This is a genomic window from Rhodococcus sp. WB9 (genome assembly GCF_007558985.1).
GTDB lineage: Bacteria > Actinomycetota > Actinomycetes > Mycobacteriales > Mycobacteriaceae > Rhodococcus_F > Rhodococcus_F opacus.
Genome location: NZ_CP041769.1, coordinates 2,413,379 through 2,427,587, shown reverse-complemented (window position 1 = coordinate 2,427,587; position 14,209 = coordinate 2,413,379). Strand labels below are relative to the sequence as shown.

14 protein-coding genes are annotated in these 14,209 nt (G+C 68.3%); 6 read left to right on the top strand and 8 right to left on the bottom strand.

Going from position 1 to position 14,209, the window contains the following annotated elements:
• Window positions 1-20: 20 nt before the first annotated feature.
• Genes FND50_RS11310 through FND50_RS11285 form a run of 6 tightly spaced genes read right to left on the bottom strand, consistent with a single transcriptional unit; the run spans window position 21 to window position 6,618 of the window.
• Window positions 21-1,199, bottom strand: coding sequence for an acyl-CoA dehydrogenase family protein (locus tag FND50_RS11310; protein ID WP_144285829.1), 1,179 nt, complete (start codon window positions 1,197-1,199; stop codon window positions 21-23).
• Window positions 1,200-1,239: 40 nt separating this feature from the next.
• The gene (gene dmpG, locus FND50_RS11305) at window positions 1,240-2,298 is read right to left on the bottom strand and encodes a 4-hydroxy-2-oxovalerate aldolase (protein WP_144285828.1); all 1,059 of its coding nucleotides are present in this window, start codon (window positions 2,296-2,298) and stop codon (window positions 1,240-1,242) included.
• A 36-nt stretch (window positions 2,299-2,334) separates the two neighbouring features.
• Complete coding sequence (locus tag FND50_RS11300) at window positions 2,335-3,237, bottom strand: acetaldehyde dehydrogenase (acetylating) (RefSeq protein ID WP_144285827.1); 903 nt, start codon at window positions 3,235-3,237, stop codon at window positions 2,335-2,337.
• 11 nt (window positions 3,238-3,248) lie between these two features.
• Window positions 3,249-4,034 carry a 2-keto-4-pentenoate hydratase gene (locus FND50_RS11295; protein ID WP_144285826.1) on the bottom strand — a complete coding sequence of 262 codons (786 nt, stop codon included), beginning with the start codon at window positions 4,032-4,034 and terminating at the stop codon, window positions 3,249-3,251.
• Window positions 4,034-5,746 (bottom strand): FAD-binding protein, encoded by a 1,713-nt coding sequence (locus FND50_RS11290; protein ID WP_144285825.1) that lies wholly within the window; start codon window positions 5,744-5,746, stop codon window positions 4,034-4,036. Before FND50_RS11290 ends, FND50_RS11295 begins: the two co-directional genes overlap by 1 nt.
• Window positions 5,743-6,618: an alpha/beta fold hydrolase gene (locus tag FND50_RS11285; RefSeq protein ID WP_144285824.1), complete on the bottom strand. Its 876-nt coding sequence runs from the start codon at window positions 6,616-6,618 to the stop codon at window positions 5,743-5,745. Before FND50_RS11285 ends, FND50_RS11290 begins: the two co-directional genes overlap by 4 nt.
• Before the next feature lie 197 nt (window positions 6,619-6,815).
• Between FND50_RS11285 and FND50_RS11280 the strand changes: the two genes are divergently transcribed.
• Complete coding sequence (locus tag FND50_RS11280; protein ID WP_144285823.1) at window positions 6,816-7,352, top strand: flavin reductase family protein; 537 nt, start codon at window positions 6,816-6,818, stop codon at window positions 7,350-7,352.
• 33 nt (window positions 7,353-7,385) lie between these two features.
• Here the strand turns inward: FND50_RS11280 and FND50_RS11275 are convergent, their stop codons facing one another.
• On the bottom strand, window positions 7,386-8,279 hold the full coding sequence (locus FND50_RS11275; RefSeq protein WP_144285822.1) for an IclR family transcriptional regulator: 894 nt from the start codon (window positions 8,277-8,279) through the stop codon (window positions 7,386-7,388).
• A 201-nt stretch (window positions 8,280-8,480) separates the two neighbouring features.
• Between FND50_RS11275 and FND50_RS11270 the strand changes: the two genes are divergently transcribed.
• Together FND50_RS11270 and FND50_RS11265 are read left to right on the top strand one after the other, a co-directional pair.
• Window positions 8,481-9,377, top strand: coding sequence for a TIGR03619 family F420-dependent LLM class oxidoreductase (locus FND50_RS11270; RefSeq protein ID WP_144285821.1), 897 nt, complete (start codon window positions 8,481-8,483; stop codon window positions 9,375-9,377).
• Window positions 9,374-9,856 carry a nuclear transport factor 2 family protein gene (locus FND50_RS11265; RefSeq protein WP_144285820.1) on the top strand — a complete coding sequence of 161 codons (483 nt, stop codon included), beginning with the start codon at window positions 9,374-9,376 and terminating at the stop codon, window positions 9,854-9,856. The genes FND50_RS11270 and FND50_RS11265 overlap by 4 nt, the downstream gene beginning before the upstream one ends.
• A 73-nt stretch (window positions 9,857-9,929) precedes the next feature.
• Here FND50_RS11265 and FND50_RS11260 read toward each other — a convergent pair whose 3' ends face one another.
• Window positions 9,930-11,393 (bottom strand): MFS transporter, encoded by a 1,464-nt coding sequence (locus FND50_RS11260; protein ID WP_144285819.1) that lies wholly within the window; start codon window positions 11,391-11,393, stop codon window positions 9,930-9,932.
• Window positions 11,394-11,636: 243 nt separating this feature from the next.
• Between FND50_RS11260 and FND50_RS11255 the strand changes: the two genes are divergently transcribed.
• From FND50_RS11255 to FND50_RS11245, 3 genes are read left to right on the top strand one after another with little or no spacing between them, the layout of a single operon-like run.
• Window positions 11,637-12,572: a 3-oxoacyl-ACP reductase gene (locus tag FND50_RS11255; RefSeq protein WP_144285818.1), complete on the top strand. Its 936-nt coding sequence runs from the start codon at window positions 11,637-11,639 to the stop codon at window positions 12,570-12,572.
• Window positions 12,573-12,597: 25 nt separating this feature from the next.
• Window positions 12,598-13,341 carry an SDR family NAD(P)-dependent oxidoreductase gene (locus tag FND50_RS11250; protein ID WP_144285817.1) on the top strand — a complete coding sequence of 248 codons (744 nt, stop codon included), beginning with the start codon at window positions 12,598-12,600 and terminating at the stop codon, window positions 13,339-13,341.
• 23 nt (window positions 13,342-13,364) lie between these two features.
• Window positions 13,365-14,201, top strand: coding sequence for a mycofactocin-coupled SDR family oxidoreductase (locus FND50_RS11245; RefSeq protein WP_144285816.1), 837 nt, complete (start codon window positions 13,365-13,367; stop codon window positions 14,199-14,201).
• Window positions 14,202-14,209: the final 8 nt, after the last annotated feature.

The window sequence follows — 14,209 nt, the reverse complement described above, 5'->3', positions numbered from 1 at the left end:
GGCGCACGGGCGCGGAGCGCCTAGATCATCGAGCGGTGGATGCCCTGAGGTTCCCCGCCGAGCTGGGTCAGCGCCGAGGAGTGGAAGATCGACCCCGGCACGTGGATGGCGTGGGAGAGGCCGGCGTGGGCGTCGCGCCAGAAGCGCTGCAGGGGTGTCTTCAGTTGGAGCGCACCGCCACCGGAACGTGCGAAGATCTCGTCCACGGCGCGCACCGCCCGCCACGCGGCGGCCGTCTGCGTGCGCCGGCCGATGGAGCGGAGTTCGAACGAGACGTCCTGCCCCTTCTCGGTCATGTCCCAGAACCGGTCGACCGTCTCGAGGATCGCCGCGCGCGACGCCGCGATCTCCGCCGCTGCCTCGCCGATCGCGAACAGCACGTACGGGTCGTCCTTGATCGCGGTACCCGACACGGTGACACGTTCACGCTGCGCATTCAGGTGGCAGGCCAGCGCGCCCTCGGCGATCCCGATCAGCGACGACGTGATGCCGAGCGGGAAGATGCACGAGAACGGGAAGTTGTAGAGCGTCTGGGTGCGGCCGAACTCCTTCGGCGCAGACCCGTCGAACACCTTGTCGGCCTGCAGGGTCCGGTGCTGCGGGATGAACGCGTCCTTGACGATCAGGTCCTTGGACCCGGTGCCGCGCAGTCCGACGACGTTCCAGCTGCCCTGGTCGATGTCGTAGTCCGAGCGTGGGAGCAGCACGTGCAGGATTTTCGGGGGCATCACCCGGTTGCCGTCCCGGTCACCGACCGCGGCGCCGATCATGATCCACCCGCAGTGGTCGGTGCCCGAGGAGAACGACCACCGCCCGTTGAGGACGTAGCCGCCGTCGGTGGGCACGGCCACACCCATCGGCGCGTACGGCGAGGCCATCCACATGTCGGAGTCCTCGCCCCACACCTCGTCCTGGGCCGTGCGGTCGAAGAACGCCAGTTCCCACGGGTGGACGCCGACGATGCCGCTCACCCAGCCCGCGGCCCCGTCGATGGCGCCGATGCCCATCGCGGTCTCCGCGAACTCGCGCGGATGCGATTCGTAGCCGCCGTACTCCTTGGGCTGCAGCATCCGCATCACGCCGGAGTCGCGCAACCGTTTCGCGGAGGTGTCGGACAGGCGCATCAGCTTGTCGCCCTCGGCGCCTTCCGCGCGGATCTCGTCCGCGTACTGTTCGATCCTGTCAAGAACCTGGCCCATGATGATCTCGGCTTTCTGGTGTCGGTACCCGGCGAAACGCCTAGGCGGACTTCTTCTCGGCGACTGCGGAACTCGCGGACTGCCGGTCTGCGAGACCGAGGGCGATCTCGATCAGCTGGTCCTCCTGACCGCCGACCAGCTTGCGTCGGCCGGCCTCGATGAGGATCTCCGCACCGGACACCCCGTACCGGCGGGCGTGGGAATCGGCGTGCTTGAGGAAGCTGGAGTAGACACCCGCGTAGCCCATGGTCAGCGACAGCCGGTCGAGCAGGCAGTCGCCGTCCATGATCGGCCGGACGACGTCCTCGGCGGCGTCGATGATCTTCAGGGTGTCGATGCCGGTGCGGATTCCGAGCTTCTCGGTGACGGCGGCGAACGCCTCGACCGGGGTGTTGCCCGCACCCGCACCGAAACGCCGGGTGGAGCCGTCGATCTGCAGGGCGCCGGCCTCGACGGCGAGCACCGAGTTGGCGACACCGAGCCCGAGGTTCTCGTGCCCGTGGAAGCCGACCTGCGCGTCGTCGCCGAGTTCGGCCACCAGGGCGGACACGCGGTCGCTGACGGCGTTCAGGATCAGCGCCCCGGCCGAGTCCACCACGTACACGCACTGGCAGCCGGCGTCGGCCATGATCCGGGCCTGCTTCGCGAGAACCTCCGGCGGCTGGCTGTGCGACATCATCAGGAAGCCGACCGTCTCCAGCCCGAGTTCGCGGGCGAGACCGAAATGCTGCACGGAGATGTCGGCTTCGGTGCAGTGCGTGGCGATGCGGCAGATGCTCGCGCCGTTGTCCGCGGCCTCCCGGATGTCCGACTGGACACCCAGTCCGGGGAGCATGAGGAACGCGATCCTGGCCCGCTCCGCCGTCTCCACCGCGGCCTTGATCAGCTCCTGCTCCGGGGTGTGGCTGAAGCCGTAGTTGAACGAGGAACCGCCGAGTCCGTCGCCGTGGGTGACCTCGATGACCGGAACCCCGGCGGCGTCGAGCGCCCCGACGATCGAGCGGACGTGTTCGACGGTGAACTGGTGTCGCTTGGCGTGGGAGCCGTCGCGCAGCGACGAGTCCGTCACCCGGATGTCGAGATCAGCACTGTAAGGCATCGGTATTCCTTCGAAGAGTGAATGGGGCGGACGCGCTCAGACGCTCGCGCCGAGGATCTGCGTCGCGAAGCTCTCGCCGACCTTGGTGGCGGCGGCGGTCATGATGTCGAGGTTGCCGGAATAGGGCGGCAGGAAGTCGCCCGCTCCCTCGACCTCGAGGAAGATGCCGACCCGGGCGAGGCCACCGCTGATCGGCGTCGGGTCGTCGAACTGCGGTTCGGCGCGCAGACGGTAGCCGGGGACGTAGGCCTGCACGGACGCCGCGACGTCGTGGATGGACGCGGTGATCACGGCCCGGTCTGCGTCGGCGGGAATGGAGCAGAACACGGTGTCCTTCATGAACATCGGCGGTTCGGCGGGGTTCAGGATGATGATGGCCTTGCCCTTCTTCGCCCCGCCGATCGTCTCGATGCCCCGGCTCGTGGTGATCGTGAACTCGTCGATGTTCGCGCGGGTGCCCGGGCCTGCGGACGGCGACGCCACGCTGGCGACGATCTCGGCGTACGCCACCTCGGTGATCCGGGAGACTGCGTGGACCATCGGGATGGTCGCCTGGCCGCCGCACGTGATGAGGTTGACGTTCGGCGCGGTCCGGTGCTCGCCCATGTTCACGGCGGGCACGACGGCGGGTCCGAGCGCGGCGGGGGTGAGGTCGACGGCCTGGATGCCGAGTTCCCGGTAACGGGGTGCGTTCACCCGGTGCACGTAGGCGGACGTGGCCTCGAAGACGATGTCGGGACGCTCGTCCTGGGCGAGCAGCCAGTCGACGCCCTCGGCGCTGGCGATCACACCCCGGTCCGCGGCGCGCTTCAGTCCCTCGCTGTCCGGGTCGACGCCGATCATCCAGCGGGGCTCGATGATCTCCGAGCGGAGGAGCTTGTACAGGAGGTCGGTGCCGATGTTGCCGGATCCGACGATCGCGGCGAGAGCCTTGGTCACAGTTGTCGCCTTTACTTGAATTCTACTGATACGGAACCGATGTCACTGAAATCAGCGCGGAACACGTCGCCGGGCCGGGCGTCGATCGCGCGGGTGCACGAGCCGGGCAGGATCACGTGCCCGGCCTCGAGTCGCACTCCGAAGCTCGCGACCTTCCGGGCCAGCCAGGCCACGGCCTTCGTGGGATTGCCGAGCACCGCCGACGCCTCGCCCCGCGCGATCTCCTCCTCGCCCTGGAACAGCACGGCGGAGATCCCGCCGATGTCGACGTTCGCCGGCTCGACCCGTCCGGCGCCGAGGATCACCCCGGCCGAGGACGCGTTGTCGGCGATCGTGTCGGCGAGCCCGATCTTCCAGTCGGTGATGCGGGAGTCGATCAGTTCGATGCTGGGAACGATGTATTCGGTGGCCGCCAGCACGTCCGCCTCGGTGCACCCCTCCCCCGGCAGGGTCTCGCCGAGGACGTATCCGATCTCCACCTCGATGCGCGGGTAGCAGAATCGGGCGGTGTCGATCGGCGTCCCCTCGGCGTGCACCATGCTCGACAGCAGATGTCCGTAGTCGGGCTCGTCGACACCCATCATCTTCTGCATGACCTCGGAGGACAGTCCGACCTTGTGGCCGTATACCGTTTCCCCCGCCGCCAGCCGCGCCCGGATGTTGAGCAGCGCGATCTCGTACGCGTCGACGACGTCGATGTCCGGGAACACGGTGGTCAACGGATCGATCGGCGCGCGGCTCTGTTCGGCGTTCCGCAGGAGGTGGGCGGCGGACAGTCGCTGTGCATCGCTCAGCATCACGCCACCTCTCCCGCACGTGAGTGCTGTCGCGCGTCCCGGGACGTCTTGCCACTCACGTCGGCGACGTGCAGCGCGGCGATGTAGCCGAACACCATGGCGGGACCGATGGTCGCGCCCGCACCGGCGTATTCGTTGCCCATCACCGACGCCGACGTGTTGCCGGTGGCGTACAGGCCGTCGATGACGGAACCGTCCTCGCGGAGCACCCGCGCGTCGGCGTCGGTGACGAGTCCGCCCTTGGTGCCCAGGTCGCCGGCCTCGCACCGGATCGCGTAGAACGGTCCCTCGACGATCTCGTCGAGGCACGGGTTCTTCATCGTCGGGTCGCCGTAGTACCGGTCGTATGCGCTGTCGCCGCGGCCGAAGTCCTCGTCCTTGCCGGTGCGGGCGAAGCCGTTGAACCGGTCGATGGTCGCAACCAGGGTGTCGGCCTTGACGCCGATCGCGTCGGCGAGGTCACGCAGCGTGTCCGCCTTGCGCACGACCCCGGAGTCGTAGAACCCCTGCGGGAACGGCACACCCGGCAGCACCTGCGCGAACGGGTACCGCGACTTCGCCTTGCCGTCCATCACGAACCACGCCGGGACGTGACCGCCGTCGAGCTGGTCGTGGACGAAGTTCACGTACGGCGACGACTCGTTGGTGAAGCGTTCGCCGCGGCCGTTGACGATCACCGACGGCGGAATGCACCGCTCCGACACGAGCGGGATCACGGCGCCCATCGGGTGGAACACCGACGGCATCCACCAGGCGTCGTCCATGAGGTCGACTGCCGCGCCGAGCTTCTGGCCGGCGACGATGCCGTCGCCGGTGTTCTCCCGGGCACCGGCGCTGACGTCCGGGACGCCGTGCTTGGGCAGGTACTTCGCGCGCATGTCCTGGTTGTGGTCGAACCCGCCGGTCGCGAGCAGCACGCCGCGACGCGCGCCGATCCGGACCGTTCGTCCGTCGCGTTCGGCGAGAACACCCACGACGGCTCCGGTGCCGTCGACGATCAGTTCCGTCATCGACGTCTTCAGCCACAGCGGCACCCCGGCGTCCTTGAGGACCATCCGCATCCGCGCCACGAGTGCGCGGCCGCCGGTGGCCATGTGGCGTCGGCGGATCACGTTGGACGCCACCCGCCACGCCGCGACCAGTGATGCCTTGCGGCCCTTCCAGGTGCGCTTGACCATGGCGAGGTCGTGGTAGTCCTTGGACGTGACCCACAGTCCCAGCGGGCCCTTCATGCTGTTCGGCCGCTGGTACTGCTCATCCTCCTTCAGCGCCCGGGTGTCGAACGGTGTGCATTCGATGGTGCGTCCGAGCGGACGGCCGCCGTCGTACTCCGGGTGGTAGTCGGAGTAACCCTTCACCCAGTAGAGCTTCATGTGCGGGCTGCGGTCGAGCAGTTCCATCAGCTCCGGGCCCTTGTCGACGAACGCGTCGAGACGGTCGGCGGGAACCGTGCCCTCGGTGATGATGTCCAGGTAGCGGCGGATCGATTCCCGCGAGTCGATCACACCCTTCTCCCGCAGCGTCGGGGCGTTGGGAATCCAGATGCCGCCCCCGGAGATGGCGGTGGATCCGCCGAACGTGGCGCCCTTGTCGATGACGAGAGTGTCGATTCCCCGGTCGGCCGCGGTGATCGCCGCGGCCATGCCACCGCCACCGCTGCCGACGACGAGGAAATCGACTGTGGTGTCGAAGTTTTCTTCGGTGCCGCTCATCGTCCGCTGCCGTCCTTGCGGAGCAGGAAGGCGAGGACGGCACTCTCGAACGCCGTCTTCTGCTCGATCATCGCCCAGTGCCCGCAGTTCGGGAACACGTGCAGTTCCGCCCGCGGAATCGACCGCATCGGGATGATCGCCATGTCCAGCGGGCTGACCCGGTCGTCGCGACCCCACGTGAGCAGTGTCGGCGCCTTCACCTTGTGCAGCTGCGCCCAGTACGGCGTCGCATCCGACTCGAGCGCCGCCTTGGCGCCGGCTTCGAACGCCGCCTTGCTGTACATCTTGCGGGCGCTGGCGAGGGTCTCCGGGTCGGTTGCCTGCGTCCAACGTTCCTCGATCAGTTCCTCGGTGACCATCGCGGGGTCGAACACCATCGAGTGCAGCCACGCGACCAGTCGTTCCCGGGTGGGGTCGTCCGTGAACTCCATCAGGAGGTTGATGCCCTCACCGGGGCCGGGGCTGAACAGGTTCCTGCCGATGCCGCCGATGGTGATCAGCTTCCCGACCCGGTCGGGGTGGGCGATGGCGAACTGGGTGGCGACGATGCCGCCCATCGAGTTTCCGAGCATCGCCACCTCGTCGAGTCCGAGCCCGTCGAGGAAGCGGAGTACCGCGTCGCCTGCGGTGAGCATCGGATGACCGCCGAAGTCGTCGCTGACCCCGAATCCCGGGAACTCCAGGACGAAGGTGCGGAAGTGCTCGGCGAAGACGCCGAGGTTGCCGCGGAAGTTGCGCCACCCCGTCACGCCGGGGCCGGAGCCGTGCAGCAGCAGAAGAGGCGGGCCGTCGCCGGCCTCGTGGTAGCGAAGCACGCCGAGGTCGGTCTTGAGCTCCTTCAGGGTGCCCTCGTAACTCGAGTCAGTCGTCATGGTCGGTCACGTTGCCAGCGCGCTCCCGGCTCGGACAGAAGCGATCCCGGTCAGCGAGACATCGCCCTGCTCGCGCAGGCATCGGCCGAGGATTTCCACTGACCGAGACGGCATCTCGTGACGGTTCTGGGCCGTCCCTAGCCTCGGGGACGATCGTCGAACGGGTCGGCGACGGAAGAGCAATCGGAGGCGGTCTGATGGCAACCGAACCGGCCGGCACCCAGCCCGGTACACGCTCGGACGCACCGTCACCGGACGAGATGCGCCGCGCCCTAAGCCAATTCGCCAGCGGAGTGACAGTGGTAACCGGGCTCGACACGGAGGGCCCGGTGGGATTCACGTGTCAGTCGTTCGCGTCGGTGTCACTGGAGCCGCCGCTGATCCTGTTCTGCGCCGATCGCCGCGGGCGGGCATGGCCGCGCATCCGGCGGTCGGGGCGCTTCACGATCAACGTACTGCGCGAGGACCAGACGGACCTCTGTTTCCGGTTCGGCTCGAGCCGGGGCACCAAGTTCGACGGGCTGTCCTGGGAGCCGTCGCGGTGGTCGACGCCGTCGCTGCCGGGGGTTCTCGTGCGCGTGCACGCGGACGTGCAGTCGGTGCACACCGCCGGCGACCACGACGTGGTGATCGGACGCGTCCTGGAACTCGAATCGGTGTGCGAGGAGCGTCCGATGGTGTTCTTCCGGGGCGGTTTCGGCCTCGACGCCGCTCCGCGACCCGTGCGCGCGTAACGAGTCCAGCGACTCCTCACGCGCGCACGGGCGCTACAGCCATTGCCCGGACTGCACCGCGAGGAGCTGGTCCAGGGTCTCGGTCGACCAGGAGCTGTCCGGGATCTCCGGGGTCCGGCGGCATCGACGGGGTGTTCCCAAATCGGGGTGGAGCGTCCGGGTGACTTCCCGGGCGGCGTCGACGACGAGCGTGGCGACGCGTTCGAGTTGGACGGTGCGCGCGTCGCCGCACAGCGAGATGCCGGCCACCGGCCCGTCGGCGCTGCGGACCGCGACACCGACGCAGCCGATTCCGCGCACCGCCTCCCCCCGCTCGAACGCGAGACCGCGGCGCTGCCGGATCCGGTTGAGCTCCTGGTGCAGTGTGGACCGTTCGGTGATCGTGCGGTCCGTGCTCCGGTTGAGCCGCGGCCCGTACATGCCGTCGACCTCCTCGGGGTCCACCCACGCCAGCATCGCCTTGCCGCCCGCGGTCGTGTAGGCGGGAACGCGCCCACCCACCCGCGACGGCAGGCTCGCGGCCATCCGTCCGCCCACCTTGTCCAGGTACACGCTCTCCGCGCCGTCCAGCACGGCCAGGTGCACCACCATTCCGGTCTGCATGTGCAGTTCGTGCAGCAGCGGGGCCGCCGCGGCCCGAACCTGGCTGTGCCCGTTGTCGCCGCCGCCGAGCCCCATCGCGCGCCGTCCGAGGCAGTAGCCGAAGCTCGCGTGGTCGACCCAGTCGAGGCGGACCAGCTGGTCGAGGATGCGGTGCACCGTGGACCGCGGCAGCCGGGTGCGGCACGCGACCTCCTCGAGGGTCAGGCGCGACGTGCGGCCGTCGAACGCGTCGAGGATCAGCGTCATCCGCTCGACCATCGACGGTGGCAGATCCTTCTTCGCAGCGGGTACCGACAGTGCATCATCCGAATCGACGACAGTCATCGACGCCTCCAAATATCCTGGTCACACGCATACGCCCGACAAAAATTGAAATGAATTCTTAAAATGTACCAGTCGTGACCGCCGCGGGGAAGAAATCGGACAACCGCCGCGTCCGGTCACCGGGAATGCCCGCGCGGCACCCGGGCACCTCCACTACAACGGTGACGACAGACCGACACCCGACAGCGGAGTAACGAACTGATGCACATAGGAATCGCGCCGCCCATCGTCATCGCGCACCCCGCCGTCCGCGCGGACTGGGAACTCGGCGCCGGCATCGCGGAGTTGACCGCGATCGCCCGCACAGCCGACCGCCTCGGCTACCACCACCTCACCTGCAGCGAGCACGTCGCCGTACCCACCGACGTCGCGGTCGAGCGCGGCGGCACCTACTGGGACCCGCTCGCGACCCTCGGGTTCCTCGCCGCCCAGACCACCGGCATCCGCCTGGCCACCCAGGTTCTGGTACTCGGCTATCACCACCCACTGGAGATCGCCAAGCGCTACGGCACGCTCGACGTCGTCAGCGGCGGCCGGCTCGTCCTGGGTCTCGGCGTGGGCAGCCTGCGCGAGGAATTCGACCTGCTCGGCGCCCACTTCGACGACCGGGGCGCCCGCGCCGACGACGCCCTCGCGGCGCTCCGTGCGTCGCTGTCGCAACCCCGTCCCGAGTACCACGGCACGTTCTACGACTTCGGCGGCGTCGTCGTCGAACCGCACGCCGTCCAGCCGCGGGTCCCGCTGTGGATCGGGGGACGGACTCTGCGATCCCTGCGCCGCGCCGCGACGCTCGGCGACGGGTGGGTGCCGTTCGGCCTGTCGCTCGACGAGTTGTGCACGCTGCTCGCCAGGGTCGACCTCCCCGACGGTTTCGAGGTGGTCCTCAGCGCCGGCGCGCCCCTCGACCCGATCGGCTCCCGCGACATCGTGACCCGCGCCCTCGAACGACGACGCGACGCAGGCACCACCGTCGTCAGCGCCACCCTCGCCTCCACGAGCGCAGCCCACTACTGCGAGCAACTGGAGGCCCTCCGACAGTTGGGCGACGAACTCGGCGTGTCCTTCCGCACCGCAACCGAAGACAGGATCCGTCCATGACCGGCACCGACGAACTCGTCCGCGCACTCGCCGAACGCGTCACCGCACTCGAAGACAAGCTCGCCATCCTCGAATTGATGACCGCCTACGGTCCCGCCATCGACAGCGGTTCGGCCGACGCGGTCGCGCGGCTGTGGACCGAGGACGGCGTGTACGACGTCGACACCGGGGTGATGCGCGGGCATGCGGCCATCACGGCGATGGTGCAGTCGCAGGCGCATCAAGGCTGGATCGGTGGTGGCTGCGCGCACATGCTCGAGCCCGGGCACGTGCGCGTCGACGGCGACACCGCGGTGGCCACGTGCAAGTCGCAGTTGATCATTCACGACGACGAGGGATTCCGCGTCCACCGGATCACTGCCAACCGGTGGGAGCTCGCCAAGATCGACGGCGCGTGGAAGGTGACCCGGCGCGTCAATCGGTTGCTCGACGGCCGGGAGGAGGCGCGCACCCTGCTGGCGGCTGGTGTGCGGGCCTGAGCACTGGCTCTGCCGCACCGACACGAGGCCCGCAGGTGCTGCGGGCCTCGTGTCGGTGTGCGCGGACGGAAGGTCAGGCGACCATCTCCGACTTGGGCACCGTCGCGTCGACCGGACGCTCGATCTTGTTGCGGGTGAGGAGAAGCCCCATCACCGCGGCGAGCAGTCCGGCGACGGCGAGTGTGAAGAAGGCGTACACGAAGCCCTTCTCCGAGTACTGCGCTGCACGGCCCACCAGCACGACACCGGGGATCGCGACGATGGCGATCATCACCTGACTGCCGATCGCACTGCCCAGCGAGCCGGACAGGTTCAGCATCCCGCCGGCAATCCCCTGCGTCTGCGCGGGCACGGTGCGCATGATGAGGTTCGGCAGCGTCGCCGACGCGGAACCGAGCCCGAGGCCGATCACCAACTGCCCGAACATCATCTGGACCGTCGAATCGTGCAGGGTGGCGAGCAGGAACGATCCGAGCGCGAGGGATGCGCCGCCGAACACCAGAACCGGCGCCGGGCCGATCCGACGGGTGAAGTATCCGCCGACCGGGCCCGCGATCATCGACACGACGCCCGTGGGGACGGTGTAGATGGCGACGGCGAGGGCGGTGACTCCGAATCCGTAACCGAGACCGAGGTCGGGATCGGTCATGACGAACATCGGGATGAGCATCGAATGGCTGACCAGGACGAACTGGACGAAACCGCTGGCGGCCAATGTCTTCGCGACGGGTCCGTGCTTCAGCATCTGCAGGTCGATGAGCGGTTCCTTCGGCGTGCGTTCGTAGAGTAGCCAGCCGGCGAGGATGGCGAGCCCGCCGCCCACACACAGAAGCGTCTGCGGGGCCGTGTAACCCCACGCGGTGGCCTTACCGATACCGAACAGCAGCACGAATGCGCCGAGTCCGAGGATGGCCGCGCCGAGCACGTCGAGCTTCGATCGCGTCCGCAGCGTGGTCTCGGGAACGAAGATCGCGACCGCGATTCCGACGACCGCCACGTGGAGGAGTTGCGCCCAGAACACGCCGGTGTAGCCGAAGTGGTCGATGAGGTAGCCGCCGATGATCGGGCCGAGGATGGTGCTGGCGCCCATTCCGGTGGCGACGAATCCGACGGCCACGGGAATGATCGACGGGGGCAGGATGTCTCGGATCAACCCGTAGGCGAGTACGAGTATCGCCATGCCCGCACCCTGGAGTCCGCGGCCCACGAGGAAGAGTTCGAAGTTGGGGGCCAGGGCGCCGAGTAGTGAACCGGCGCCGAACACCGCGGCGGACACGAGCATCATCCGCTTCTTGCCGTAGATGTCGCCGAGTTTGCCGACGAGCGGAGTCGAGGCGGCAAGCATCAGGGTGACGATCGTGATCACCCAACCGACGTTCGCGGTGCCGAAGTGTTTCGCGATCTCCGGCAGCGCCGGGGTGACGAAGTTGTAGGCGAGCGGGATGACTTCGACGAGAAGGATGATCAGGGCGAGGAGGGCGAACGACTTCCCGCGTGAGAGCGGTGCGCGCTCCGCCTCACCTGGGGACAGGGGCATGTTATGCATATGTGGCTCCGGGGATTCGAGAGGATCAGCACGCCCAACCTGGCATGCCGTTCAGTGACGTCGACCACAGTTCCCACTCACCGAGACCTGTCCGCAGCCGGTGCCGTCGCTGCCGAATCGGCAGAGAAAGTAGAAAACATTCCTCTATCAGATTGCGCTTCTCTCATGGCTGATCAGTAGTTCGTGCGATACAACTAGAATGAAATATAACTCATCTCTCACTCAGGAGTTCCCATGACGGAATCACTCAGCCTCGCCGGACGCACTGCCGTCGTCACCGGCGCGGGCGCAGGCCTCGGCCGGGCCGAAGCCCTCGCACTCGCCGCCGCCGGCGCGGCAGTCGTCGTCAACGACATGGGCGACGGCGCACACGCAGTGACCGCGGAGATCGCGGCGGCCGGCGGCCGCGCCACCGCCGTGACCGGTGACGTCTCCGACTGGTCGCTGGGCGAACACCTCGTGCACGAGGCCGTCAGCACGTTCGGATCGATGGACATCCTCGTCAACAACGCCGGAATCCTGCGCGACAAGATGATTTTCAACCTCACCGAATCCGACTGGGACGACGTCATCCGCGTCCACCTCAAGGGGCACGCCGCCACGTCGCGGGCCGCCGCCGTGCACTGGCGCGAGGCGAGCAAGGCCGCCGGAGGCCCGGTATACGGGCGGGTCGTCAACACGTCGTCCGAGGCGTTCCTCTTCGGATCGGCGGGCCAGCCCAACTACTCGGCCGCGAAGGCCGGGATCACCGCACTCACACTCTCGACGGCACAGGGCCTGTCCCGCTACGGGGTGCGCGCCAACGCGATCTGCCCGCGCGCCAGGACGGCCATGACCGCCGACGCGTTCGGCGAGAACACGGCCGACGCGGGACTCGACCCTCTGTCACCCGAACGGGTCGCCACCCTCGTCCACTACCTGTCCTCCCCCGCCGCCGACGAGATCAACGGACAGGTGTTCGTCGTGTACGGCAAGATGGTCGCGCTGATGGCGGCACCGCAGGTCGAGAACCGTTTCGACGCAGCGGATTCCGCGTTCTCGCCCGAGGAGTTGGAGGAGCTTCTCACACCCTACTTCGCCGGCCGCGGACCGTACGAGAATTATGCCGCGTTCAGCGTCGCCGAACTGGAGAAGGTCGCGCTGGCGACCGGCGACACCGCCGATGTCTGAGCCACAACCGCAGAGGGAGCGCACGATGAGGCTGCACGGAAAGACGGCGATCGTGACGGGCGGCGCCGGAGGCATCGGCCGGGCCGTGACGACGGTGTTCGTCCGCGAGGGCGCCAACGTCCTGTTCGTCGACATCAACGACGAACGCGGCAAAGATCTCGAGCAGGAATTGGGATCGTCCGCTCGCTTCCTGAACACCGACATCTCCCGGCGCGAATCCGCCGAGCAGATCCGGGACGCCGCCGTCGCAGCGTTCGGATCCGTGGACGTGCTGGTCAACAACGCTCACGCCTCGCGGCAGGCACTACTGATCGACCACACCCAGGAGATGTTCGACCTCTCGTTCCGGACCGGGTTCTATCCGGTCGTTCACCTCATGCAGGCGTGCTACGAGCAGTTGAAGGCGGCGACGGGGTCGGTGATCAACTTCGCGTCCGGGTCCGGGCTCGACGGCATGCCCACCCAGACGTCGTACGCCGCGGCCAAGGAAGCGATTCGCGGCGTCAGCCGGGTGGCCGCCAACGAGTGGGCGGCCGACCAGATCCGGGTCAACGTGATCTGCCCGTTCGCCGCGACCGAGGGCGTCCTCGTCTGGCAGGAACAATTTCCCGACCGCGCCGCCGCATCCGTGGCGAAGGTTCCGATGCAGCGGATCGGCGATCCCGAGACCGACATCGCGCCCGTCGCGGTGTTCCTCGCCTCCGAAGATTCGCGGTACATGACCGGACAGACACTGATGGCGGACGGCGGCAGCATCAAGCTGCGCTGATCCGCCCGGACAGGAGAACGACGATGGAAGACTTCGAAGGCCGGGTCGCCCTGATCACCGGCGGCGCCCGCGGCCAGGGCCGCAGCCACGCGGTCGCACTGGCCGAACGTGGAGCAGACATAGTTCTGTGCGACCGCTGTGAGGACAGCCCGGCCGTGAACTATCCCCTGGCCACTGCCGCCGATCTCGACGAGACCGCGGAGCTGGTGCGCGCCACCGGCCGCCGGTGCATCACCGCCAAGGTGGACACCGCCGATCGGGCCGCGATGGACGCACTGGTTGCGGAGGCGGAGTCCGAGTTCGGGCGGATCGACGTCGCGGTCGCGAATGCCGGCGTCTCGGTGGCCGCCCCGGTGCAGTCGCTCACGCAGGAACAGTGGTCGGAGGCGATCGGTTCCAACCTCACCGGCGTCTTCAACACAGTGGGAGCGGTGGCGCCCGGCATGATCCGGCGGGGATACGGCCGGATCCTCACCCTCTCGTCGATGCTCGGCCGGGCCGGCAGCACCAACATGGCCGCGTACGCGGCGTCGAAGTGGGGTGTCATCGGGCTCACCAAGAGCGCGGCGCTCGACCTCGCCCCGCACGGCATCACGGTGAATGCGATTGCACCGGGCAATATCTCGACACCGATGATTCACAACGACGCCCTCTACCGGATGATGCGGCCGGACCTGGAGATGCCCGGAGCACAGGACGTGGCACCGGTGTTCCGCAGCCTGCACGCCCAGCCCGTGGCGTGGCTGGATGCCGCCGAGGTCACCCGGGTCGTGCTGTTCCTCGCCGCCGAGGGCAGCGCACACATCAGCGGCATCGTCCTGCCCGTCGACGCGGGCAGTGCCGCGAGGGTTACTGGCTGACGCCCCGT